Annotated in this window: 22 protein-coding genes; 16 read left to right on the forward strand and 6 right to left on the reverse strand. The window is 68.2% G+C overall.

Features of this window, described 5'->3' with window-relative positions; all coding sequences use genetic code 11:
• Window positions 1–43: 43 nt before the first annotated feature.
• Together FBZ90_RS10955 and FBZ90_RS27805 are read right to left on the reverse strand one after the other, a co-directional pair.
• Entirely contained in the window at window positions 44–1654 is a 1611-nt protein-coding gene (locus tag FBZ90_RS10955; RefSeq protein WP_186455735.1) for a RimK family protein, read from the reverse strand.
• 13 nt (window positions 1655–1667) lie between these two features.
• Window positions 1668–1895: a hypothetical protein gene (locus FBZ90_RS27805; protein ID WP_186455736.1), complete on the reverse strand. Its 228-nt coding sequence runs from the start codon at window positions 1893–1895 to the stop codon at window positions 1668–1670.
• A gap of 158 nt (window positions 1896–2053) precedes the next feature.
• On the opposite strand from FBZ90_RS27805, the gene FBZ90_RS10960 reads away from it, so the two are divergent.
• Entirely contained in the window at window positions 2054–2530 is a 477-nt protein-coding gene (locus FBZ90_RS10960) for a GNAT family N-acetyltransferase (protein ID WP_186455737.1), read from the forward strand.
• On the opposite strand, the gene FBZ90_RS10965 is transcribed toward FBZ90_RS10960, so the two are convergent.
• The gene (locus FBZ90_RS10965; protein WP_145732034.1) at window positions 2527–3432 is read right to left on the reverse strand and encodes an alpha/beta hydrolase; all 906 of its coding nucleotides are present in this window, start codon (window positions 3430–3432) and stop codon (window positions 2527–2529) included. The genes FBZ90_RS10960 and FBZ90_RS10965 overlap by 4 nt on opposite strands.
• 10 nt (window positions 3433–3442) lie before the next feature.
• Window positions 3443–5278, reverse strand: a complete 1836-nt coding sequence (locus FBZ90_RS10970) for an ABC transporter ATP-binding protein (RefSeq protein WP_246130315.1) — start codon at window positions 5276–5278, stop codon at window positions 3443–3445.
• A 485-nt stretch (window positions 5279–5763) separates the two neighbouring features.
• On the opposite strand from FBZ90_RS10970, the gene FBZ90_RS10975 reads away from it, so the two are divergent.
• Window positions 5764–6438: a class I SAM-dependent methyltransferase gene (locus tag FBZ90_RS10975; protein ID WP_186455738.1), complete on the forward strand. Its 675-nt coding sequence runs from the start codon at window positions 5764–5766 to the stop codon at window positions 6436–6438.
• A gap of 52 nt (window positions 6439–6490) precedes the next feature.
• Here the strand turns inward: FBZ90_RS10975 and FBZ90_RS10980 are convergent, their stop codons facing one another.
• Window positions 6491–7207, reverse strand: coding sequence for a fumarylacetoacetate hydrolase family protein (locus FBZ90_RS10980; RefSeq protein WP_145732038.1), 717 nt, complete (start codon window positions 7205–7207; stop codon window positions 6491–6493).
• 196 nt (window positions 7208–7403) lie between these two features.
• Between FBZ90_RS10980 and FBZ90_RS10985 the strand changes: the two genes are divergently transcribed.
• The 3 genes from FBZ90_RS10985 (at window position 7404) to FBZ90_RS10995 (ending at window position 9675) form a co-directional block, all read left to right on the forward strand.
• Complete coding sequence (locus FBZ90_RS10985) at window positions 7404–8420, forward strand: patatin-like phospholipase family protein (protein ID WP_145732039.1); 1017 nt, start codon at window positions 7404–7406, stop codon at window positions 8418–8420.
• A gap of 279 nt (window positions 8421–8699) precedes the next feature.
• Window positions 8700–8909, forward strand: a complete 210-nt coding sequence (locus FBZ90_RS10990) for a cold-shock protein (RefSeq protein ID WP_040849967.1) — start codon at window positions 8700–8702, stop codon at window positions 8907–8909.
• Window positions 8910–9090: 181 nt separating this feature from the next.
• Window positions 9091–9675, forward strand: a complete 585-nt coding sequence (locus tag FBZ90_RS10995) for a MarR family winged helix-turn-helix transcriptional regulator (protein ID WP_186455739.1) — start codon at window positions 9091–9093, stop codon at window positions 9673–9675.
• 75 nt (window positions 9676–9750) lie between these two features.
• Here the strand turns inward: FBZ90_RS10995 and FBZ90_RS11000 are convergent, their stop codons facing one another.
• Window positions 9751–11415: a tetratricopeptide repeat protein gene (locus tag FBZ90_RS11000; RefSeq protein WP_145732043.1), complete on the reverse strand. Its 1665-nt coding sequence runs from the start codon at window positions 11413–11415 to the stop codon at window positions 9751–9753.
• Between the two features lie 447 nt (window positions 11416–11862).
• On the opposite strand from FBZ90_RS11000, the gene FBZ90_RS11005 reads away from it, so the two are divergent.
• From FBZ90_RS11005 to FBZ90_RS11055, 11 genes are all read left to right on the forward strand, one after another.
• The gene (locus tag FBZ90_RS11005) at window positions 11863–12525 is read left to right on the forward strand and encodes a flagellar hook assembly protein FlgD (protein ID WP_145732044.1); all 663 of its coding nucleotides are present in this window, start codon (window positions 11863–11865) and stop codon (window positions 12523–12525) included.
• 70 nt (window positions 12526–12595) lie between these two features.
• A complete protein-coding gene (gene flgE / locus FBZ90_RS11010) occupies window positions 12596–13867 on the forward strand; it encodes a flagellar hook protein FlgE (RefSeq protein WP_145732047.1) in 1272 nt (423 codons plus the stop codon).
• A gap of 10 nt (window positions 13868–13877) precedes the next feature.
• Entirely contained in the window at window positions 13878–14264 is a 387-nt protein-coding gene (locus FBZ90_RS11015) for a hypothetical protein (protein WP_145732049.1), read from the forward strand.
• Entirely contained in the window at window positions 14261–14785 is a 525-nt protein-coding gene (locus tag FBZ90_RS11020; RefSeq protein ID WP_145732051.1) for a hypothetical protein, read from the forward strand. The genes FBZ90_RS11015 and FBZ90_RS11020 overlap by 4 nt, the downstream gene beginning before the upstream one ends.
• A 15-nt stretch (window positions 14786–14800) precedes the next feature.
• Complete coding sequence (gene flgK / locus FBZ90_RS11025; RefSeq protein ID WP_145732053.1) at window positions 14801–16537, forward strand: flagellar hook-associated protein FlgK; 1737 nt, start codon at window positions 14801–14803, stop codon at window positions 16535–16537.
• A gap of 11 nt (window positions 16538–16548) precedes the next feature.
• The gene (locus FBZ90_RS11030) at window positions 16549–17463 is read left to right on the forward strand and encodes a flagellin (protein ID WP_145732055.1); all 915 of its coding nucleotides are present in this window, start codon (window positions 16549–16551) and stop codon (window positions 17461–17463) included.
• Between the two features lie 141 nt (window positions 17464–17604).
• The gene (locus FBZ90_RS11035; RefSeq protein ID WP_145732057.1) at window positions 17605–18432 is read left to right on the forward strand and encodes a flagellin N-terminal helical domain-containing protein; all 828 of its coding nucleotides are present in this window, start codon (window positions 17605–17607) and stop codon (window positions 18430–18432) included.
• 77 nt (window positions 18433–18509) lie between these two features.
• Window positions 18510–20219: a flagellar filament capping protein FliD gene (fliD, locus tag FBZ90_RS11040; protein WP_145732059.1), complete on the forward strand. Its 1710-nt coding sequence runs from the start codon at window positions 18510–18512 to the stop codon at window positions 20217–20219.
• Between the two features lie 75 nt (window positions 20220–20294).
• On the forward strand, window positions 20295–20675 hold the full coding sequence (locus FBZ90_RS11045) for a flagellar export chaperone FliS (protein WP_145732061.1): 381 nt from the start codon (window positions 20295–20297) through the stop codon (window positions 20673–20675).
• A 220-nt stretch (window positions 20676–20895) separates the two neighbouring features.
• Window positions 20896–21612 (forward strand): sigma-70 family RNA polymerase sigma factor, encoded by a 717-nt coding sequence (locus FBZ90_RS11050; RefSeq protein ID WP_186455740.1) that lies wholly within the window; start codon window positions 20896–20898, stop codon window positions 21610–21612.
• Window positions 21602–22009: a hypothetical protein gene (locus FBZ90_RS11055; protein ID WP_145732065.1), complete on the forward strand. Its 408-nt coding sequence runs from the start codon at window positions 21602–21604 to the stop codon at window positions 22007–22009. Before FBZ90_RS11050 ends, FBZ90_RS11055 begins: the two co-directional genes overlap by 11 nt.
• Window positions 22010–22231: the final 222 nt, after the last annotated feature.

Here is a 22231-nt window from a genome sequence, read left to right on the forward strand (position 1 = left end):
CATCCGGGCGGCCCCATCGCGGAGCCCGCCGCCGGCGGTGGCGTCAGGCCACCGCCGCCCGCACCGCGGCCAAGCGGGCCAGGGCGGCATGCTCGGTGGCGGCCAGGGTGGTGCTGCCGGGCATGGGCACCCGACCGGCAGCGGTAAGGAAATGGCCGATGACGCGACGCCACAGCACCGGGCCGGCGGCGCGGTCCTCCATGCCCACATCCAGATTGGGATTGTCGTTCACCTCGATCACCATGACCTCCCCGGCCGCCGTCTGTTTCAGGTCCACGCCATACAGGCCGTTGCCCATCAGCCGGGCGGCCTTCATCGCGGCGGCCAGCACGGCCGGCGGCGTGTCGGCCACGGCCACGGCGCGCGTGGCGCCCTCCTCATGACTGCCATCGGCGCCGTGGCGCACGATCTGCCAGTGCTGGGGGCACATGTGGTATTGGGCCACGAACAGCACCTGCCCCCCCAGCACACCCACGCGCCAGTCGAAGGCGGTGGGCACATAGTCCTGCGCCAGGATGATTTCCGACCGCGCCAGCAGCGCGGCGGCCACGCGGTGGAAGGCGTCGGGGTCCATTACCCGCTCCACCCCCCGGCTGAAGGCGCCATCGGGCACCTTCAGCACGGCGGGGAAGGTCATCGACGCCGCCACCTCCGCCACGGTGGCGCGGGTGACCAGCCGGGTGCGCGGCGTGGTCACGCCGTGGCCGGCCAGCGCCTCCGCCAGGAAGACCTTGTTGGTGCAGCGCAGGATGCTGGTGGTGTCGTCCACGACCGGGATGCCCAGCGCCTCCGCCTTGCGGGCGAAGCGGAAGGTGGGATGGGTCACGGCCGTCGTTTCGCGGATGAACAGGCCGTCGAAGCGCGCCAAGTGGCGATAGTCGCGCTGGCCGATGACCTCCACCCGCACGCCCAGGTCGGCGCCCACCCGCGCCAGATGGTCCAGCGTTTCGGCCTTGCTGGGCGGCAGGGGGTCGGCCGGGTCGTGCAGGACCGCCAGGGTGAAGGCCGGCGCCACGGGCCCCCGGGTCCGCAGCCAGCGCCGGCGGGCATGGACCTCCAGCGCATTCATGAATACCGCGTCGTGGGCCGGCGGCACGGCGTCGAGCCCCAAGGGCGCCACGCCGGCGATACGCCAGCCCTGGCCCTCGGCATGCACCAGCGTCAGCCGCATCAGGGGGCAGTCCAGCCGCTGGAACAGGCGGGCCGCGACATCGCCCAGCCCCGCATCGGGCGTCCGGCCGAAATAGATGTTGGCCGTGTGTTGGGTGATGCCGGCAGGCGGGGGCGGGAGATGGGCAAGACCGGCATTGAAATCGGCCAAGCTGTCGGCCAGGTCATGCCGATCCGCCAGATCCACCAGGGTGCGCAGTGCGGGGGTCACACGGTCGCCGCGCGCCTCCGCCAAGAGGGACGTATAATAGCCGGCGGACAGGTAATCGACATGACGGCAGAGGTTGATGACGCGACAGGGGCGCCCCGGTCCGGCGGCGGCATAGGCGCCGGCGGTCATGATGCGGCCGCCGGGATCGGGCCAGCGGAAGTCGCGCCGCCGTTCCACCACCACGATCAGGTCGGTCCCGGCCAGCACCGGAGGCCGGGCCGGAACGGGGTTGGGGTCACGCTGTCTGGAAGCCGCTGGGGAACAGTCCGGCATGGCGCCGCTCCCCCTAAAACCGGCTACTGGGAAAGCGGGGGGCGGCCATCCGCGCCGCACCGGCGCCGGGGCCCGCACCGGCACCGCCGGCGCGCAGCAGCACGGTGGGACGGTCGGGCTGGAATATGGCGAAGGCGACCGCGGCCCGCCGCTCCTTGAAGACACCGCCGATGAGGCCGGCGCTGTCGTGGGCGGCCCACAAGCCGCCGGGGCCGCGTTCGATGACGATGGTGCGTGCCATGATGCGTTCCTCTGGAAAGGCCACGGCACCGAAGGCCGCCGTGGTGTCCCCAGTGTCCGGGCGACCCGCATTAAATCTCCATGGCAATGCCGGGGACGGAAGATAAAGGGTTTTTGATTAGGCCCCGCGACGCCCCCTCCCGTACCTTGGTCCTTACGATGACACCCTCTCCTTCCCCGGTCCCCTTTCCGGCCCCTCGGCCCGCCACCCCGGCCGACCTGGAGGCCCTGCTGGCGCTCGAGGCACTGTGCTTCGAGTTCAACCGCATGGGCCGGCGCAGTTTCAAACGCCTGCTGGAGCGGCCGTCGGCCCGCATCCTGGTGATTGATGGTCAGGATGGCACCTTGGCGGCCAGCGCGGTGCTGCTGTCCCGCCGGGGCACCCGGGGCCTGCGCGTCTATTCCCTGGCGACCCATCCCGCACGGCGCGGCCAGGGCCTGGCGAAGGCCATGATGCAGGCCGCCCTGGACCACGCCCGCGCCACCGGCCACCGCTGGCTGTCGCTGGAGGTGCATCCGGAGAACGGCGCCGCGCGCGCCCTGTACCACCGACTGGGCTTTCACCAGACCTCGGTGGAGGAGGATTATTACGCCGACGGCTCCCCCGCCTTCCGGCTGCGCCGGTCGGTCGATTAGGGCCTGAGGGCTGGCAGGCCGGGCGCCCGCCGGGGGGCCTCCTGCTCCAGCGTCGGCGCCGGCCCCCGCCGGCCGGCCAGGAAGTCCAGCAGGGCGTCGGTCCCGCCCTTGTCCCACAGGTCGGCATGGCCCGCGTCCTTGATCCAGGCGGCCTGCTTGGGCTCCGGCGCCACTTGAAACACCACCCGCCCCATGGCCGGCGGCACGCTGCGGTCGGCCAGGCCGTGCAGCACCAGCAGGGGGCAGGCGGGGGGCGCCACCGTCAACCGGCGGGCCACGGCCAGGGGATTGGTGGCCATGCGGGCCAAGGGCGACAGATGCCAGCGGCCAACCAGCAGGTCGGCCCCGGACGTCGGGGGAGCGGCCAGAACCAGGGCGGCCGGCCGGCGTTCCCACGCCATCTGCAGCGCCAGGGCGGCCGCCGCCGACACGCCCAGGACAACCAGACGGGAGCCGGAGATGCCCCGGGCCGTCAGGTGATCCAAGGCGGCGCGGGCATCGGCCAGCAGGGCCGCCTCCCCCCACTCCCCCGTTATCAGGGAGGCCGGGCGGCGGCAGGTGAGCATCACGCCATAGCCGTGCGCCACCAGCGCCGACGCCAGGCCCGCCAGGTCGGCGCGGCGCTGTCCGGGGCCGGCCAGGATCAGGACCAGGGGCCGGACGCCCGTGGGCTCCGCCGTCCACGTGGTCAAGGTGGCGCCATCGGCGGTGGCATAGGCGACGGCGCGCAGGCCGGACCCCTCCGGCGGGGCGCCGGGGTCGGGCAGGCGCGGATGGACGAACAGGGCGGCCCCGCCCTCGCGGGACAGGGTCATCAACAGGCTGCCGAGAAGGACCACGCCGATGACCAGGGCGATCAACACGACCATGAAGACCATGTTCGTGACCGCCCCGGCCGCCATCGTCCGCCCCTCAGCCCGCCGCCGACAGGGCGCCGGCCGCCGTAGCCGGCGCCACGTCCAGTTCCGCCACCGCGCCGTGTCCGCCGCCAGCCTGTAAGGCATGGAAACGGGCGTAGGCGCCGTCGAGTGCCAGCAGCTCGTCATGCGTGCCGGATTCCACCACCCGGCCGCCATCGATGACATAGATGCGGTCGGCGTCGATGATGGTGGACAGGCGGTGGGCGATGACCAGGGTGGTGCGGCCCTGTTGCAGCCGGCGCAGGGCGTCCTGCACCAGGCGCTCGGACTCGCTGTCCAGCGCCGAGGTCGCCTCGTCCAGCAGCAGCACGGGGGCGTTCTTCAACATGGCGCGGGCGATGGCGATGCGCTGACGCTGGCCGCCGGACAGCTTCACGCCATTTTCGCCCACGCGCGTGTCATAGCCCTGGGGCAGGCCCAGGATGAAGTCGTGCGCCGCCGCCGCCTTGGCCGCGGCCTCGATCTCCTCCGCCGTGGCGCCAACGCGGCCGTAGGCGATGTTGCCGCGCACCGTGTCGTCGAACAGGCCCGTTTCCTGGCTGACCAAGCCGATGGCGCTGCGCAGCGAGGCCAGCGTCACGTCGCGCACGTCCTGGCCGCCCAGGGTCACGGAACCGCCGGTCACGTCGTAGAAGCGGGGGATCAGGTTCAGGATGGTGGTCTTGCCCGACCCGCTGGACCCCACCAGGGCCACGGTCTTGCCCGCCGGCACCTCCAGCGAGACACCGTCCAGCGCCACCGTTCCGTCCTGATAGGCGAAGCGCACGTCCTGGAAGCGGATGGCGTGGGAGGCCACGGCCAGCTCCCCGGCGCCGGGCCGATCCACGATGCGGGGCGGCGTGTCCAGCAGTTCGAACACCCGCTCCGCCGAGGCCAGGCTGACCTGCAACTGGGTCTGCAGCTTGGACAGGCGCTTCAGCGGCTCAAACGCCAGCAGGAAGGCGCCGGTGAAGCTGGTCAGCGTGCCGGCGGTGGCATGGCCGGCCGCCGCCTCCAGCCCGCCATAGATGATGACGCCGACGAAGATGACGCCGCTCAACACCTCATTGATGGGAATGAGGGAGGAGGAGACGCGGAACGACTTGTTGGTCAGCTTGCGCAAATCGTCGGCGATGGTGGCCACGCGCCGCATCTCATACTCTTCCATGCCATAGGCCTTGACGTGGCGGGCGCCCTGGAAGGTCTGGGTCAGGATGCTGGCGAAGGTGCCCAGCGCCGCCTGCGTGCGCCCCGCCACCCGGCGCAGTCGGCCGGTCATGCGGCTGAGCATCACGGTGGTGAAGGGCACCACGGTCAGCGAGATGGTGGCCAGCAGCCAATCCTGCTGGAACATCACGCCCACCAGGAAGATGAGGGTCAGCACGCTCTGGCCGTAATTGGTCAGCACCTCCGCCGTGCCCTGGCGCACCTGGTTCACGTCGTTCACCAGGCTGGAGACCAGCTGGCCCGACGGCAGGGAATGCAGGTAGGCCAGGTCGGCCTGGATCAGGTGGTTGTAGAGCTGCTTCTGCAACGCCGCCACCAGCCGCTGCCCCACATTGTTCATCAGCACGGCCGAGAAATATCCCGAAAAGCCGCGCACAACGAAGGTGGCGAAGACGATGATGGCGAAGGTGCGCAGGTAGCCGGGGTTCTTGCCGCTCAGCACCTCATCGATCAGGGGCACCAGCTTCTGCGCCAGCACGGCGGAGCTGCCGGCGTTGATGGCGATGAGGATGCTGGCCAGCAGCACCATGCCGATATAGGGCCGCAGGTAACTGCCGGCCAGGCGCCTCACCAGCGGCAGGGTGGCGGTGTGCTGCGGCTTCTGCTTAGGCTTCTTGGACAAGGGACCGGCGAACCTCGGACTGCGGCGGGGTGGAGCACCCCGAAGGAAACGGACGGGCCATGCTTAACACGAAGGCGTCCCCCCAGCCAGAACCGGGCTGTCCGGCGCGGCCAGACCGCGACAATGCCGGGCACCGGCACGGCGCCCCCTCGCCAGTTGATGATCTTTCAGATGTTAAACTCTTGGATTGCGGCGATCTGACACGTCCATTGCCCCGGACATTTATGCACTCACCAAGCCTTTTGGAGTAGTCTCCGGCTCGAGCCCGTACCCGAGCGACAGAGATCACGCTCAAGCCCCCGCGCCATGGGCCGTACACATTTTCAGGCGCCGGTTCGACCATCAAAATTTCCACCGACACCCAGAGTCCGCCTGCCCGGCGGCGCGGCGGAAGCATGCGAAAAAGACGGAGCCCCATGTCGATTGCACCGAACGCGAGACGCCAGCCCTCCCCGGCCCGGAACCTGGCCCAGCTGTGGCGGTCGATGCGCTTCATGTCGCCCGCGGACGTGCCCCTGTTCCTCCAGAGCGCACGAACCGACAAGGCGATCAGCCGTCTGCGGACCACGGTCGGGGAGCGCGGCGCTTTCGAAGCGGTCTATGTCGAGACCGGGGACCCTTGGGCCTCCGCCGACAGCCGCTATCGCTACCAGGCCTGGAAATACGAACGCATCGTCGCCTGCCTTCCCGCGGGCCAGCGCTTCACGCACGCCCTTGACCTGGGCTGCGGTTTGGGCTTGCTGAGCCATCACCTGGGCAAGCGCGCCGATCAGGTGCTGGGAATCGACATCGCCCAGGCCGCGGTGGATCGCGCGGCCGCGCGGTTCGGCAGTCCGGCGATCAGCTTTCGCCAGGGGGACGTGCTGGACCTTGACCCCGGGCTTGACGGCGGCTTCGACCTCATCACCCTCGCCGACACACTCTATTATCTGCCGCCGCCCATCGGGGACGATCTGCTGAAACAGGTGGCGGCCCGGATGGCGCGGTTGCTCAAGCCCGGCGGCCTCTGCCTGTTGGCCAACCACTACTTCTTTTCGGCCGACCCTGAATCACGGCTGTCCCGGCGCATCCATGACGCGTTCGCCTGGTCCCCCCTTTTCACGGTGGCCAGCCAGGCGCGGCGCCCCTTCTATCTGGTCACCATCCTGAGACGGACCTGACACGGCAACCGTCCAGGGTGCGCGACGGCAAGAGTCCCTTGCCGCCTGCGCCTCACGCCCGGTCGGTGATGTGCAGAGACAGGTCGGGCAGGCCGTCGACATGGGCGGTGATGACGTCGCCCGGCACGACGGGGCCGACATTCTCCGGCGTGCCGGTATAGATCAGGTCGCCCGGCAGCAGGGCGAAGGCGCGGGACAGGTTGGCGATCTGCTCCGCCACCGACCAGATCATCTGATCCAGGGTGGTGGACTGCTTCACCTCGCCGTTCACCGCCAGGGTGATGGCGCCCCCCGCTGGATGGCCGACCAAGCCCACCCGGTGCAGCGGGCCGATGGGGGCGCTGCGGTCGAAGGCCTTGCCGATCTCCCACGGCTTCTTGATGTCGCCCATGGCGCGTTGCAGGTCGCGGCGGGTCATGTCCAGGCCGACGGCATAGCCCAGGACATGGTCCAGCGCCCGGTCCGCCGGGATATCGCGGCCGCCGACGCCGATGGCCGCCACCAGTTCCACCTCATAATGATAGTTGCTGGTCAGGGTGGGATAGGGATGGTCGGCCACGGTGCCGGGCATCACCACCTGCACGGCATCGGCCGGCTTCTGGAAGAAGAAGGGCGGCTCGCGGGTGGGGTCGGAACCCATTTCCCGCGCGTGCGCCGCATAGTTGCGTCCAATGCAATAGATGCGGTGCACGGGGAAGACGGCATCGTCCCCAACCACCGGCACCACGGGCTGGGGCACAGGGAACAAAAGCGGGGGCATGCCGGTCATGGCGGGGCTTTCCAGGCTGGAGGCGGGGCCGCCACCATAGCAAACCGGATCGCCGGCGCCAGCCCACGACCCCGATGTCACCGCCGGCCGGCCCCACCCGCGCCACTTTCACCGGTTATCAGAAGCCGGTACTGTGCCTTCCGGCCGCGCCACCTACTTCAGTGCCAGGCGCCCCCCTTTGGAGTGTTCGACCGCCATGCCCGACCGCCATGCCGACCGCCATCCCCCCCGCCCCACGCTCGGCCTGGCGCTGGGGGGCGGGGTCGCCCGGGGATGGGCCCATATCGGCGTACTGCAGGCCCTGGCCCAGCACGGCATCCAGCCGGACGTGGTGGCGGGCTGCTCCATCGGGGCGCTGGTGGGCGGGGTCTATCTGGGCAACCACCTGGAAACGCTGGAGCAGTGGGCGCGCAACCTGACCAAGATGCGCATCCTGGGCCTGCTGGACCTGCGGCTGCGCAGCGGCGGCGGCCTGATCGGCGGTGAAAAACTGCTGACCGAATTGAACCAGCACCTGGGCGATTCCACCTTCGACGACCTGCCCAGCCCCTTCATCACCGTGGCCACCGACCTGGCGACGGGCAAGGAGGTGTGGCTGCGCCGCGGGTCGGTGGTGGAGGCGATGCGCGCCTCCTACGCCATGCCGGGCATCTTCCCGCCCTCTCACGTGGACGGCCGCTGGCTGGTGGACGGCGCCCTGGTCGACCCCGTGCCCGTGGCCGCCTGCCGCGCCATGGGGGCCGCCATGGTGGTGGCGGTGGACCTGAACGCCGACATCATCGGCCGCACCCGCAGCCGCCACGACGCCGAGGCCGGCGCCGCCGCGCCGCCGGACGCCGCCCCCGCGACGGAGGACATGGAGGCGCCGGCCGAGGAAGCGCCGGGCATCCCGCAGAAACATAACTTCGAATTCCTGTCGACATTCCTGCAATCCCGCCGCACGCGGCCGCAACCGCCGAAGTATGAGGGGCCCAGCATGTTCGGCGTCATGGCCACCTCGCTGGGCATCGCGCTGGACCGCATCACCCGGTCCCGCCTGGCGGGCGAGCCGCCGGACATCCACCTGAAGCCCCGCCTGGGCCATATCGGCCTGCTGGAGTTCGACCGGGCCGACGAGGCCATCGCCGAGGGCAAGGCCGTGGTGGAGCGGGCCCTGCCGGAATTGCGCGAGGCGCTGCGCGTCTTCGGCATCGGCACGCGGATGGCGCACTAATATCGGACAGCGCGCGGGCGGCCTATGCCTTTAGGCCGAAAGGCCGCTCCGGTAATATGTATCCACCATACTTTGTTACCCATCAGGACAAGCATTCGAGCACTTTAAGTATTGTTCGGATTTTCTTGCTTGTCCTCCGGCGCCTTGGGTTTCATGACTATGGTGTCGAATTTGTCGCGGAGCCCTGCCCGGTCCACCGGTTCGCTCCCGTCATGTTTGACGCCGCCCCCTTGGGGGCGGACGACACCGGACCGGGAACTACCCCCTCAAGGAGACACCATGTCTATCGGCACCGTTAAGTGGTTCAACAGCACCAAGGGTTACGGCTTCATTCAGCCGGAGGACGGCACCGCCGACGTCTTCGTGCACATCAGCGCCGTCGAGCAGGCGGGCCTGCGCTCCCTGAACGAAGGCCAGAAGGTCAGCTTCGACCTGCAGCACGACCCCCGCAAGGGCAAGTCGGCCGCCGGCAACCTGCGGACGCTGTAATACGGACGTTCGAACCACGTTTGTCCTGATCGAAACGGGTGGCCGCCTTCGACGGCCGCCCGTTTCTATTTTAACTTATCCATTGGGGTAGGACGCAGCGCTATTGATCCTGGTCAATGCCGGGGTGGGTCGGACGGATCATGGTGGGGGCCTGAAAACAGTTATGTGGGGGTTCCATTCCATGCCCGACGCCCTTGCCCATTTCCGCGCCGAAGATGCCATCGCCTTGTGCGTCATCGACGTGGCCAACGCCCTGGTGCGCCATAGCGAGCCCCTGCTGGAAGAGGCCGGACTGACCGCGCCGCAGTGGACCGTTCTGATGAACGTCGCGGGCGACCGCAACTTCAACGACGGCCCGTCCCAGCCGGCCAACGATCCCCATGCCGACGCCTATGCCGGCGCCGACCTGGGCATTAGCCGCCAGGGCTGCATCTTCTCGTCCGAGATCGCCGCCGCCCGCGGCCTGTCCCGTCCGCACATCAGCGCCACGGTGACCGAGCTGTTGCGCAAGGGCCTGATCCGGCAGGAGGACGATCCCAGCGACCGCCGTCGCAAGCTCTTGTCCGCCACCTCCGAGGGCCTGGCCGTGCTGCGCCGGCTGCAGCCCCTGCGCCAGGCGGTGAACGACCTGCTGCTGGCCGACCTGGACAGCCACCAGCGCCGCACCCTGCTGGAAGCGCTGCGCATCATCCGCGACCGGTCGCGCCGGGCAGAGCACATCCGCCCCTACGCCGATCGTCCGCACGCCCTGCGTCACGCGTCCTGACGCATCGTCGACGCTGACGCCCGCCGTCAAAGCGCGCCCCGCCACCATCGGCCGGGCGCGTTTTGTCGTGCGCGCTCATAACCGGGACGCAGTCAGAGCCGCAACCTGACGCGCGATGTCCGCGATGATGTCCTGATGTCCCCGGGCACCGGCGCGGAAGATCCGCATCGAGGGGAACCAGGGCCGGCACCCGGTGCCCAGGCAGGTGACATCCAATTCCCCGGCCAACCGCCACACGGGCACACCCAGCGCGCCCGCCAGTTCCCCCGTCGCCGTCGGCACGGTGACCACCAGGTCCAGCGCGGACAGCAGGGCGGCCAGCCCTTCCAGGTCATCGCGCTGGTCCAGGTCGGGAAAGTGATGGGGCGCACGGGCGCCCAGGGCCGCGCGCTCCTCGCCCGTGTCCACGTACATCAAGGTCACGACCGTCACCCCCGGCAGGGCCAGCAGGGGCGCCCAATCGGCCAGGTCCGGCTGACGGCCCGCGCGGCTTTCGACATCCAGGCCGCTACGCCAGCATAAGCCCACCTTCAGGGTCGAAAAACCGCCCTCATCCAGCGCCGCCAGGCGCCGTCGCCAGCCCGCCACCAAATCCGGCAAGGCCCGCAGATAGCCTTCGCCCGTCCCAGGCACCGGCCCGGGGGACCGCGAGGCGAAGTCGGTCAACCGGCCGCGCACCAGCCCCGGTAGAGAGCCCGCCGCAACCTGAGCCACAGCCGGTGGGGCCACAGCCGGCACGGGCGCCTCCGTCCCCGGCATCTGGGCCACCACGCAGGCATGGGGGAAGGCCCGGCTGAACAGGCCCGTCAGGCGGGGATCGCAGCGCACCACCGCCGATCCGGCGGCGGCGATGGCGGCGCCATAGCAGCTGGCGAACATCAGCTCATCGCCCAGGCCCTGTTCCCGCCAGATCAGCAGGGGGCCGTCCAGGCGCTGCCCCTGCCAGGCCGGAAGGGCCGGCGGCGGGCGGAAACGCTGCGGGTCGGCGGTCCTGCGGGCCTCGTAGCCGATCCAGCCGGCGGCCAGCGCGCCGCGCGCCAAATCCAGGTTGGCGCGTCCGAAAACCAGGCGGGCGTCCTGCGGGTGGGCCGCGACGCCAGCGGCCCAGGCGTCGGCGGCGGCCGCGACATCGCCCAGCGCCTGCAGGGCTGCGGCCTGGGTGTAGAGCGCCTCCGCCTGCGCCCCCTCCCTGGCGAGGGCCTGGCGGCTGGCGGATAGCGCCCCGTGGAAGTCGCCGCGCGCCATGAGGATGGAGGCCAGGTTGACATGCGCGTTGACCAGGTCGGGGTCCAGGTCCAGGGCGACGCGAACCTCCTCCTCCGCCTCCCCCAGCCGGTCGAGCACACGCAGCACGGCCGCTAGGTTACTGCGGCACACCGCGTCCGTCGGCGACAGGCGCACGGCCATGCGCAGCACCGGCTCCGCCTGGGGAACACGTCCCAACCGGCGCAACGCCACCCCCCACAGGGTGAACAGGCCCAGGGTCGCCGCCTCGGCCACCCCGGCGGTGCCGGCCGCCAGGGCCAGCATGGGCTCGGCCTCCACCGGGCGGTCCAGGGCCAGCAGCGCGCGGCCGGCCAAGGCCAGCCAGGACGGGGTGCGCAGCCCCGCCGCCAGGACCGGGCGGCACAAGGTCCAAGCCGCGTCCGCCCGGCCGGCCGCCAGCAGGGACGCCGCCGCGGCCTGCGACGGGTCGTCCGCCGGCTCCGGCGTCTGGTCATGCGCTCGCGTCAGGTTCATGGGATGGCGCCCCTTTCATCGATACCTTCCTCACGCGCGGCGCCGGGCAAGCCGTCGCGCGTGAGGGCGCCCCTGCGCGGGTGGGCAAAATCTGCCGGTCGGGGCCCGGCGTGGCAGGGGGCCATCAACCCAGCGTTTCCGCCACTTTTGCGAACGTCACCCACCGCATGCCGGCGCCAACTAGGAAGAAACTGCCTATCGGCAATACTGAACTAGTAAAAAATTGCCTATCCAAATACTGCTGATCTTGTTTTCCGAGAACAGCATCGGCCGTTGAAAGCATATAAGCCGGACCACGACTTCATGGCCCTGAACTTTTTTTTGGAAACGTCAAAAAAAGTGCGCCCGCTTCTGTAAGGTCCGGCGTTGAACCGATCGAAAGCCAATTCCGGCCCGGGGTCCCGTTCCAGGATCCCTGACGCCGCCGGAAGATGCAGGGGTCGGATCATGACGTCAGTGACCAGCACCAGTTCCAGCAGCACCACGAGCACGAGCACCACCGCGTCCTCGTCGTCCTCCAGCACGCTCGGCGACTTCAACAGCATGATGTCGCTGCTGCTGAAGGAACTGGAAACCCAGGACCCGACCAGCCCCATGGACACCAGCACCTTCACCACCCAGCTGGTGCAGATGTCCAGCCTGGAGGCGCAGGAGGCGTCCAACACCTATCTGGATGGCATCAGCAGCACCCTCAGCAGCTTCACCAGCAGCTATCCGGCCTACAACTACCTGGGCCAGACCGTGTCGACCGACAGCAATGAGGCGCCCCTGCAGGATGGCTCCGCCATTTGGAGCTACACCCTGCCGTCGGCGGCGGACAGCGTCAGCTACACCGTCAGCGACAGCAGCGGCAACGTCGTCTACTCCGGCAGCGGCAGCACCACCGCCGGCACCAACTACATCACCTGGAAGGGCACCGAGACGGATGGCGGCACCGCCACCTCGGGCACCTACACCCTGTCCATCACCGCCACCACCGACAGCGCCTCCAGCAGCGTCAGCGCCTACGGCGTCGGCAAGGTCACGGGCGTCGACACCTCCACCGGTACGGCCAAGCTGTCCCTGGGCTCTTACGAGATCAGCATGGACGACGTGACGTCAATTCTCTGATCCCAAACGCGTTTATCGAGGTGGCGGCCGCATCGGCAACCGCCGTTTCTGATCCCAAGGAACCACGGCCATGAGCATCTTCAGCGCCCTGAACACCGCCACCTCGGCCTTGTACGCCCAGTCCAAGGCGTTCACCTCGATCTCCAGCAACATCTCCAACTCGTCCTCAACGGGCTACAAGGCGACCGACACGTCGTTCACCGCCCTGCTGACGGACAGCCAGAGCAGCTCCGCCGACTATGGCGGCGTCATCGCCAGCACGACCCAATCGGTCAGCAGCCAGGGCGACATCACCTCCACCGACGTCACCACCAACCTGGCGCTGGATGGCAACGGCATGTTCGTGGTGAACGACGGCAGCAGCAGCCAGTCCTATTACACCCGCGATGGCAGCTTCAGCGAAGACAACAGCGGCAACCTGGTGAACACCGAGGGCTATTACCTGGAGGGCTGGGCGACCGACGACAGCGGCAACATCCTGGCGACCAATCGCAGCGATACCGCCAGCCTGGAGAAGATCAACCTCGACAACATCTCGGGCTCGCCCAAGGCGACGACCAAGGTGACCAGCAGCCTGAACCTGCCGTCCGACGCCACGGTGGGCAGCAGCTACACCACCGATACCGAGGTGTACGACAGCCTGGGCAACAGCAGCACGGTCACCATGACCTGGACCAAGACCGGCACCAACACCTGGGAACTGGACGCCTCCAACCCCGTGTCGGCCACCGATGGGTCCACGGTCACCGGCACCAGCAGCGGCACGCCCGTCAGCCTGGTGTTCAACAGCGACGGTTCGCTGGCCTCGCCCACCAGCGACATCCAGCTGAGCATCACGGGCTGGAGCAGCGGCGCCACCGACAGCTCCATTACCCTCGATTACGGCGAGAACGGCGGCAGCGGCTCCATCACCCAGTATGCCAGCGGGTCGACCACGCCCAGCGTCACCACCACGGGCACCCCCAAGCAGGACGGCTACGCCAAGGGCACACTGAACAGCGTGGACATCAACACCGACGGCAGCGTCGTCGCCAACTTCGACAACGGCCAGTCCAAGACGGTCTACAAGATCCCGGTGGCCACCTTCGCCAATGCCGACGGCCTGACCGCCGTGTCCGGCCAGACCTACGCCCAGTCCACCGCCTCTGGCGCCTACTCCCTGAAGGAGGCGGGCAGCGACGGGGCCGGCACCATCGAGTCCAAGTCGCTGGAAAGCTCCAACGTCGACACGTCGGACGAGCTGAGCCGCATGATCTACGCCCAGCAGGCCTATTCGGCGGCGGCCAAGGTGGTGTCCACGGCGCAGGACATGATGGACACCCTGTTGCAGGCCAAGCGGTGAGGACCCAGCCATGAACCACCTCGCCCTTCTCGCCGCCCAATCCATCACCCCGCCCGTGGCATCCGTCACCCCCGCCACCGCGCCCTCGGCCCCCACCCCCGTCGGTCCCGCCTTCGACACCAACCGCCTGGAGCGCCTGCTGCGCGAAGGCAAGCGGCTGAACGCCGCCGTGCGGTCGGCGCTGACGCCCGGCGTCCGGGTGGGCGGCCACATCCGCCAGGCCGCCCGGCTGGCCCTGATCGACGACCTGATGCGCTACCAGGAGCGGCTGGAGCAGGCGCTCGCCGACCTGCGCCCCCTGGTGGAGGCGCAGCAGCAGCGGGCGCGGGCCCTGACCCTATATTCGCGGGCGCTCAACAACGCCTACCTGCCCTCCTACCGCCGGGGGACGCGATGAGCAGCCTCTTCTCCCGCCTGTTCGGCACGCCCGCCCCGGAACCCGCCATCGCCGTGGCGCCGGCGCCCCAGCCAGAGGCCGTGACGCTGCCGGCACCGCCCCCAGGCGGGACCCAGTTCCCGACAGCGCTGATCGAGGCTTTCGCAGCCTTCCAGGCCGCGGCCAGCCAGCCGGAGGCCAGCCTGGACCGGCGGCGCGCCATGTACACCGCGCTGAAGCACCTGCGCGAGGCGGAGGCCGTGGCCCGCGTCACCCTGGCCCGCGCCGCCCAGGGCGGCGCGCAGGGCCGCGCCGCCACCGGCCAGCACTGGGCGCCGCAGCTGCAGGGCCTGATGGCGGAAATGGCGGTCTTGCAGGCCGGCATGGCCGCAGAGCTGAAGGGCCGGCGGTCCCGCCTGCAGGGCCTGCTGCATGTGACGCGGGAACGGGCGCAGGACGTGCGTGGCTATTACCCCGCGCGGGGTCGCCAGGTGCGTGTGGACAGCCACCAGGCGCGCCACTGCGTGCAGCTGACCGCCTGAGGAAGGGCCCCCGCCATGTCGCTCCGCACCGCCGGTTCCATCGCCCAGTCCGCCCTGACGGCCACGCAGACGGCCATCACCGTCACCAGCGCCAACACGGCCAATTCCAGCACGGACGGCTATACCAAGAAGACGGCCAACCAGACGGCCGTCACCGTCAACGGCCAGGCGTCCGGGGTCAGCGTCAGCAGCGTCACGCGGGATGTGGACCAGTACCTGCTGCGCCAGGTGGTGTCCTCCACCTCGGCCAACAGCCAGGCCAGCGTGATCAGCAGCTATATGAGCGACGTGGATACCGCCTACGGCACGGTATCGGGCAGCACCTCCATCGCCGACGTCATCGACACGGTGACCAGCGACCTGTCCACCCTGGCCTCGGGCAACGGCACCGACACGGACAAATCCTCCACCGTGACCGCGCTGGAAACCATGGCCAGCACCCTTTCCGAGGCATCCAGCACGGTGCAGGGCCTGCGGGCCCAGGCGGACAGCGACATCGCCAGCGACGTGGATTCGGCCAACACCGCCATCACCACCATCGCCAGCCTGAACAAGCAAATCGTCGCCGCCAAGGCCGCCGGCCAATCCACCGCCGATTTGGAGGATCAGCGCGACACCCAGCTGAAGACCCTGTCCAGCTATCTGGGCGTCAGCTACACGGTGGACAGCACCGGCGCCATGCAGGTGTCGACCACGGCCGGCCAGGTGCTGGTGGGCAGCACGGCGCACACGCTGAGCTACACCGCCGCCGGCAGCGTCGACGCCAGCACGACCTACCCCACGGGCTTCAGCGCGCTGAGCGTGGATGGCACGGACATCACCGGCAGTGTCAAGTCCGGCGCCATCGGCGGGCTGATCACCCTGCGCGACGACACGCTGGTGGACCAGCAGACCCGCCTGGACAACCTGGCCAGCACCGTCATCACCACGGTCAATACCGTGTCCAACCAGGGCACCAGCTATCCGGCCGCGACCTCGCTGACCGGCACGGCGACGGTCAGCGCCAGCGACAGCCTGTCGGCCACCGGCACGCTGCGCCTGGTGGCGGTGGACAGCAACGATGACGCGGCGGCCGTGCTGAATATCGATCTCAGCGGCGTGTCCACCGTGCAGGACCTGCTGGACACCATCAACGCCAGCGGCACCTTCACCGCCAGCATCACCAGCGACGGCCACCTGGCCATCGCCGCCGCCGACAGCAGCGACGGCATCGCCGTGAACGAGATGGACAGCAGCGACGGCACCGACAAGGAAGGCGCCTCGCTCTATTTCGGGCTGAACGACGTGCTGACCGGCACCGGCGCCAGCGATATCGCGGTCAAGGCGAGCCTGGCGGCCGACAGCTCGCTGCTGCCCACCGGCACCCTGTCGGACAGCAGCAGCCTGGCCGTGGGCGACAGCGCCATCACCTCGGGCGACGTCAGCACCATCACGGCGCTGGAGGACGCCTTCACCGGCAAGCAGAGCTTCAGCAGCGCCGGCGGCCTGGCCAAGGCCACGACCACCCTGTCGGGCTATGCCTCCACCATCATCAGCAGCGCCGCCACCGCCGCGTCCACCGCCAGCACCAAGGCGGACACCGCCAGTTCCACCCTGGATGACGCCACCACGGCGCTCAGCTCCCAGTCCGGGGTCAGCCTGGATGAGGAGACGGCCATGGTCTCGACCCTGGAGCAAGCCTACCAGGCGGCCGCCAAGATCATGTCGACGCTGCAGGAAATGTTCACCGCCACCATCGAGATGGTCAACTGAAGGGCCCACCGATGAACCGGATATCGACCGCCGGCGCGCACAGCGCCCTTGTCCAGTACATGCTGAAGAACGAATCCGCGCTGAACACCGCGGAAGTGCAGGAATCGACCAGCGCCAAGTCCACCACCTATGCCGGCCTGTCCACTGCCGGGGGCAACGTCAAGCTGCTGGTGAACCTGGAAAGCGAGGTCAGCTATTCCAGCACCCTGATCACCAATGCCGACAACGCCGTCACCAAGATCGACGCCATCTCCTCCGACATCACTAGCATCTCCAGCATAGCCACCAGCCTGAAGACGGCGATCAGCGAGGCCATGTCCACCGACCAGACCAGCCGGTCGACCTACCAGGAGGAGGCGTCGGGCTGGCTGAAGGACGTGGCCTCCATCCTGAACGACACCTATGGCGGCCAGTACCTGTTCGGCGGCAGCGACACCAACCACGCACCGGTGTCGGTGGACAGTTCGACATATCCCGCGCAGACATCCTCCAGCAGCGCCGACACCAGCTATTACAGCGGCAATGACACCCTGGCCACGGTGCGCCTGTCCGCCACCCAAAGCGTCAGCTACGGCGTCACCGCCGACGACCCGTCCATCGAGAAGCTGATGCGGGCCCTGAACATGGTCAGCAACACCAACCCCCTGGACGACACCACACTCACCACCGCGTTGGATTTGGTGAACGACGCCTCAGACGGGTTGAGCGACATCAGCCAAACATTGTCGGACACATCCTCTAGAATACAGAAGGCGTCGAGCCATCTGTCCGATATAAATTCCTTCGCCAGCACCCAGAGCAGCGACTTGAAAAGTGTCGATCTGGCGGAGGTTTCAACAACAGTGACAACGCTACAGACCTCATTAGAGGCGACGATGCAGGCTATTGCGGCGTCGCAGAAAATGAGTCTGGCGAACTACATGTGACGCTTCGGAACTTTTCGCAAAATAGCGAAAAAAAGTGCGCCCGCTTTCATCTGACCTGCCGTTGAACCGTGTGAGGGGGAGTACGGCCTGGCCGCAAAAGGCGGCCGCCCCACGAACCTCTCGCCAACCACATGGAGGTCCATGATGCCTGTCGTCACCACCAACACAGCGGCGAACTCCGCCCTGCGTTACCTGAACACCAACTCCGAGGCGGAATCGTCCTCGGTTTCCAAGATCGCGTCCGGGTCCCGCATCACCAAGGCGTCGGACGACGCCGCCGGCCTGGCCGTCGGCACCAAGATCCAGTCCGACGTGACCATGCTGAACCAGGCGTCGACCAACGCCTCGAACGGCCAGTCCATTCTTCAGGCGGCGGACGGCGGCATGGCCCGCATCTCCGACATCCTGCAGCGCATGGAATCGCTGGCCACCGAATCCGTCTCGGGCACCGTGACGGACACGGAGCGCGGCTACATCGACGCCGAATACCAGCAGCTGACGGACGAAGTGGACAGCATCTCCACGGGTACCCGCTTCAACAGCCAGAGCCTGCTGGACGGTACCGGTTCCTGGTCCTCGGGCGTCACCTTCCTGGTGGGCACGGCGACCACGGACACCATCACCATCAGCCTGACGACGGTGGACAGCAGCTCGCTGGGCCTGACCGGATCCAGCGTGTCGACGTCCGATGGGGCCACCTCGGCCATCACCACCATCAAGTCGGCCATCAGCGCGCTGTCGACGGCCCGCGCCAAGGTGGGCGCCCAGATCTCCCGCTTCGAGTACCAGGGCGAGATGATCTCGACCTCCATCGAGAACCAGGAAGCGGCGCAGTCCGCCATCATGGACGTCGACGTGGCGTCGGAACAGACCAAGCTGTCCAACGAGGACACCCTGGTCCAGGCCGGCATCAACGCCCTGGCCAAGGCCAACCAGCTGCCGTCCGAACTGCTGAAGCTGCTGCAGTAAGGCTAAGCGACGGGGGCGCCTGGCGACAGGCGCCCCCGGTTCGCGGGAAAGGAGAAGGTTAGGCCAGGGGATCAATCATGGCGGTGTCCACCATTTCCGGCAGCACGTCGAGCACATCGACGGCCAGCACATCCTCCTCGGCCTCGTCCGTCACGGGGCTGGATTATTCCGCCCTGGTGGCCGCGGCGGTGGCCGCGAAGGAGGCCAGGGCCGACACCATCGACAGCGAAATCTCGGACAACGAGTCCAAGATTTCGGCCTATGAGGATTTCCAGGGGCTGCTGAACACGCTGGCGACGGCGGCGGAGGCCCTGTCCAACCCGGTGGACAGTTCCAGCACCAACCTGTTTTCCGAGCGCACGGCCTTTCTGTCGGGCGGCAGCTCCACCGTTTCCGCCAGCGACATGCTGGGCGTATCGGTGGACGACGGCACCGCCACCGGCACCCACACCATCGTCATCAAGCAGTTGGCGACGGCGGAAAAGCTGGGCAGCAGCACGCAATCCAACCAGACCGGCGCCCTGAACCTGTCCGGCACCTTCACCCTGGGCCTGGCCGACGGGTCAACCGCCACTATCAGCGTCGCCAGCACCGACAGCCTGAAGGACGTCGCCGCCGCCATCAACAAGCAGAGCGACAACACCAACATCTCCGCCAGCATCATCCAGGTGTCCGACAGCGCTTACGAACTGGTGCTGACGGCCACCGACACCGGCAAGGCCATCGAGTTCAGCAATGACAGCAGCGGCATCCTGACCTCGCTGGGGGTCACCAGCAGCGACGGCAGCTACGCCGACGAACTCACGGCCGCCCAAGGATCGGAGATCGAGGTCGACGGCATCGACATCCAGCGCTCTAGCAACGTCATCAGCGACGTGCTGTCCGGGGTGACGCTGGACCTTTATTCCAGCGATTACGACAGCAGCACCGGCACCGGCTCCACCATCACCATGGAGCTGACGGCCAACCTCAGCGCCATCAAGAGCGGCATTTCCACCTTCGTTACAGCCTACAACGCCGTCCGAAACTTCATCTCCACCCAGCAGGCCACGGGCACCGACGGCGGCCCGGCCAGTTCCGCGGTGCTGTTCGCGGACAGCCAGGTGCGGTCCATCTCCACCGCCCTGCAGAACGCGCTGAACCTGACCGACGGCACCTATTCCATCTCCTCCCTGGGGCTTTCCTTCAATAGCGACAACACCTTGGCCATCGACAGCACCACGCTGGACAGCGCGCTCAGCGACAATCTCGACGATCTCGAGACCCTCCTGGGCTTCAACTATTCGACCTCCTCGACCGAGCTGTCGATGCTGCGGTCCCCCGACAGCACCGACAGCCTGAACTTCAACCTGGACATCACCATGAACGCCGACGGCAGCATCGCGTCCGCCGGCGTCGGTGGCGACACGTCGCTGTTCACCATCAGCGGCACCCGCATCATCGGCAAGGATGGCACGGCATATGCAGGCATGACGCTGGTCTATCTGGGGTCCCAGAGCGAAACGGTCAGCGTCAGCACCAGCAGCGGCTTGGCCGACCTGATCTACAACACGTCCGACACCGCGGGGGACAAGGACACCGGCACCTTACAGAACCTGATCGACAACCTGACGGACTACGACACCACCCTGACCAGCAACGCGGCCGACATCCGCAGCCAGGCGGAAGCCTATGGCACCCAGTTGGCGACCTACTACGCCCAGCTGGAAGCGCAGGCGCAGACGGCGGCCACCTTGCTGAAGACCCTGAAGGCGTATTCCGACGCCAGCAACAGCAGCAGTAGTTGACGCCCGCGATCCCGCCGGCGCCAGCCCGGGGGGCATCGGACATTCCCTTCCTCCAGAGAGTTGAAAAGAGCGGCCATGAACCACACCGCGTTCCAGCGCGCCACCAGCGCCTACGGATCGGCCAAGCAGACCCTGCCCCCGCACAAGCTGGTGGAGGCGCTGCAGGACCGGGCGTTGCAGTTGTGCACCTCCGCCGAGCGCCACGCCGCCGACGGCCAGTTCGACCAGTTCCATGCCGACATCGTCCACGCCATCCGCATCTACACCGGCCTGCAGGTCGTCATGACCAACCAGGTGGGCGGTCCCAGCGGCAAGGCGCTGAGCCAGCTCTATGGCGCCTTCATCATGGCGCTGGGCCGGGCGGCCGGCGGGCGCGACGTGCCCAACCGGGTGCGCCGCATCCAGGAGCGGCTGGCGCTGCACCGCCGGCTATGGGCGCGTCCGCCCCGGACCTGAGAAAATGAAGGGCGGCATGCGGTCACAGGGCCAGGTTTCAGGAACAGGTAACGGCTTCTGTACCGTTTAATACACATCGTCCGGGGATCTGCGCGGGGCGGGATCGCCGGATGAGGCCCGGGCGGGGTGGGGACCGTCCTGGGGCCAGCGTGCAAATTCCATGAGAATCCAGGGCGACGGCAGCGCCCTCGGAGGGGCCAAGAAACAGATGGCGGTGATTATGACGAGCTCCCCTTACTCGCACGGCATCCCCGCCGGGGCGACCCTGGATGCCGGGGCACGGGACACCAGCGGCCTGAGCGCCAGCGGTGGGGCCGGCCTGACGGTGCTGGCGCCGGTGCTGACCCCCATCCTGGAAGGCGCCGACCTGGCCAACGCCACGGACGAGATGCTGATGGCCCTGCTGAAAACGGGGAACGTCGACGCCTATCGCCTGCTGATCCGCCGCTATTTCCGCCGTCTCTACGCCGTGGCCCGCCGCATCCTGCCCAATGACAGCGACGCGGAGGACGTGGTGCAGGACGCCTTCCTGCAGGTGTGGAACCACCGGGAAACCTGGCAGCCCATCAGCGCCAAGTTCACCACCTGGATCCACCGCATCGTCATCAACCGCTGTATCGATTACCGCCGCCGACCGGCGGAAAATACATTGGAACTGACCGAAGACATCATGGACGACAGTCAAAGCTTTGACGAAATCGTCCTGGAAAAGGAATTGGCCACAGTTCTGCACACAGCCCGGCAACGACTTCCGGCTAGTCAGCAGGTGGCGCTGGCCCTATATTACGACCAATCGATGTCCGCGGCCGAAGTGGCGGCGGCCATGAACACTACCGTCGTGGCGGCGGAGGCCCTGTTGAAGCGCGCACGCCAGCGCCTTCGCTCCGCTTTCCGCAAGACCGCAATACGGCCGCGGGATGCATTTGATGACGCCTGAGGAACTCGACGACCTGCTGTGCCAGTACGGGGCGCAGCTTCGCGCATGGCCAGTCGAGCAGCAGCGGGCTGTAACGGCATTCCTGTTATCTTCCAGCGAGGGGCGGGCCCGCGTGCGCGAGATGCGCCGGTTGGAGCGGCTGGTCGTCCAGGACGTGCCGGTCGAACCGCCGCCCGGCATGATGGAGCGTGTGGAGCGCAGGCTGGTCGCCGCCGCCCTGAAGGATTGGTCGCCGCCCCCATCGGGTACGGCGCCAGCGCGGCCAGCGGCCGTTTTTTTTAAGCCGGGCCCGGCGTCGTCCGCCCAGCCGATATCGTCCGCCGCCGCCAACAGCGACACGGAGCCGGCCCCGTCCGCCCGAGGGCGGCGGCAGGTCCCCGAACCCCATCGCGACTGATATCCCCGGCGCTCCGGCGGCCCATCCGCCCGGCCCTCTCGCCACTGGCCGGTCGGTGGATGCCTCCGTCGCGCCCAGGGACTGCCTGGATGGCGCCCGGACGGATATGAAACCCCAGTTTGGGAGGAGGAGAGGAGGCCCGCGCCTTTGCGCCGGGCTTTGACAGGGGCGACCGTTTTTCGGTCGCCACACCCTTTCACGCGCGGACGGCCCTAACCTGTC

Source organism: Nitrospirillum pindoramense, from assembly GCF_007827955.1.
Lineage (GTDB): Bacteria > Pseudomonadota > Alphaproteobacteria > Azospirillales > Azospirillaceae > Nitrospirillum > Nitrospirillum amazonense_B.

Excerpts from the sequence above, each read along its gene's own strand:
- FBZ90_RS10980 (WP_145732038.1), bottom strand. The coding sequence starts at position 7,207 with ATGACCGGCATGCCCCCGCTTTTGTTCCCTGTGCCCCAGCCCGTGGTG.
- FBZ90_RS10985 (WP_145732039.1), top strand. The coding sequence starts at position 7,404 with ATGCCCGACCGCCATGCCGACCGCCATCCCCCCCGCCCCACGCTCGGC.
- flgE (WP_145732047.1), top strand. The coding sequence starts at position 12,596 with ATGAGCATCTTCAGCGCCCTGAACACCGCCACCTCGGCCTTGTACGCC.
- FBZ90_RS11035 (WP_145732057.1), top strand. The coding sequence starts at position 17,605 with ATGATGCCTGTCGTCACCACCAACACAGCGGCGAACTCCGCCCTGCGT.
- FBZ90_RS10965 (WP_145732034.1), bottom strand. The coding sequence starts at position 3,432 with ATGGCGGCCGGGGCGGTCACGAACATGGTCTTCATGGTCGTGTTGATC.
- FBZ90_RS11050 (WP_186455740.1), top strand. The coding sequence starts at position 20,896 with ATGACGAGCTCCCCTTACTCGCACGGCATCCCCGCCGGGGCGACCCTG.
- FBZ90_RS11030 (WP_145732055.1), top strand. The coding sequence starts at position 16,549 with ATGAACCGGATATCGACCGCCGGCGCGCACAGCGCCCTTGTCCAGTAC.
- FBZ90_RS10975 (WP_186455738.1), top strand. The coding sequence starts at position 5,764 with ATGCGCTTCATGTCGCCCGCGGACGTGCCCCTGTTCCTCCAGAGCGCA.
- FBZ90_RS27805 (WP_186455736.1), bottom strand. The coding sequence starts at position 1,895 with ATGGCACGCACCATCGTCATCGAACGCGGCCCCGGCGGCTTGTGGGCC.
- FBZ90_RS11015 (WP_145732049.1), top strand. The coding sequence starts at position 13,878 with ATGAACCACCTCGCCCTTCTCGCCGCCCAATCCATCACCCCGCCCGTG.
- FBZ90_RS11000 (WP_145732043.1), bottom strand. The coding sequence starts at position 11,415 with ATGAACCTGACGCGAGCGCATGACCAGACGCCGGAGCCGGCGGACGAC.
- FBZ90_RS11020 (WP_145732051.1), top strand. The coding sequence starts at position 14,261 with ATGAGCAGCCTCTTCTCCCGCCTGTTCGGCACGCCCGCCCCGGAACCC.
- FBZ90_RS11005 (WP_145732044.1), top strand. The coding sequence starts at position 11,863 with ATGACGTCAGTGACCAGCACCAGTTCCAGCAGCACCACGAGCACGAGC.
- FBZ90_RS11045 (WP_145732061.1), top strand. The coding sequence starts at position 20,295 with ATGAACCACACCGCGTTCCAGCGCGCCACCAGCGCCTACGGATCGGCC.
- FBZ90_RS10960 (WP_186455737.1), top strand. The coding sequence starts at position 2,054 with ATGACACCCTCTCCTTCCCCGGTCCCCTTTCCGGCCCCTCGGCCCGCC.
- FBZ90_RS10995 (WP_186455739.1), top strand. The coding sequence starts at position 9,091 with ATGCCCGACGCCCTTGCCCATTTCCGCGCCGAAGATGCCATCGCCTTG.
- FBZ90_RS11055 (WP_145732065.1), top strand. The coding sequence starts at position 21,602 with ATGACGCCTGAGGAACTCGACGACCTGCTGTGCCAGTACGGGGCGCAG.
- FBZ90_RS10990 (WP_040849967.1), top strand. The coding sequence starts at position 8,700 with ATGTCTATCGGCACCGTTAAGTGGTTCAACAGCACCAAGGGTTACGGC.
- fliD (WP_145732059.1), top strand. The coding sequence starts at position 18,510 with ATGGCGGTGTCCACCATTTCCGGCAGCACGTCGAGCACATCGACGGCC.
- flgK (WP_145732053.1), top strand. The coding sequence starts at position 14,801 with ATGTCGCTCCGCACCGCCGGTTCCATCGCCCAGTCCGCCCTGACGGCC.
- FBZ90_RS10955 (WP_186455735.1), bottom strand. The coding sequence starts at position 1,654 with ATGCCGGACTGTTCCCCAGCGGCTTCCAGACAGCGTGACCCCAACCCC.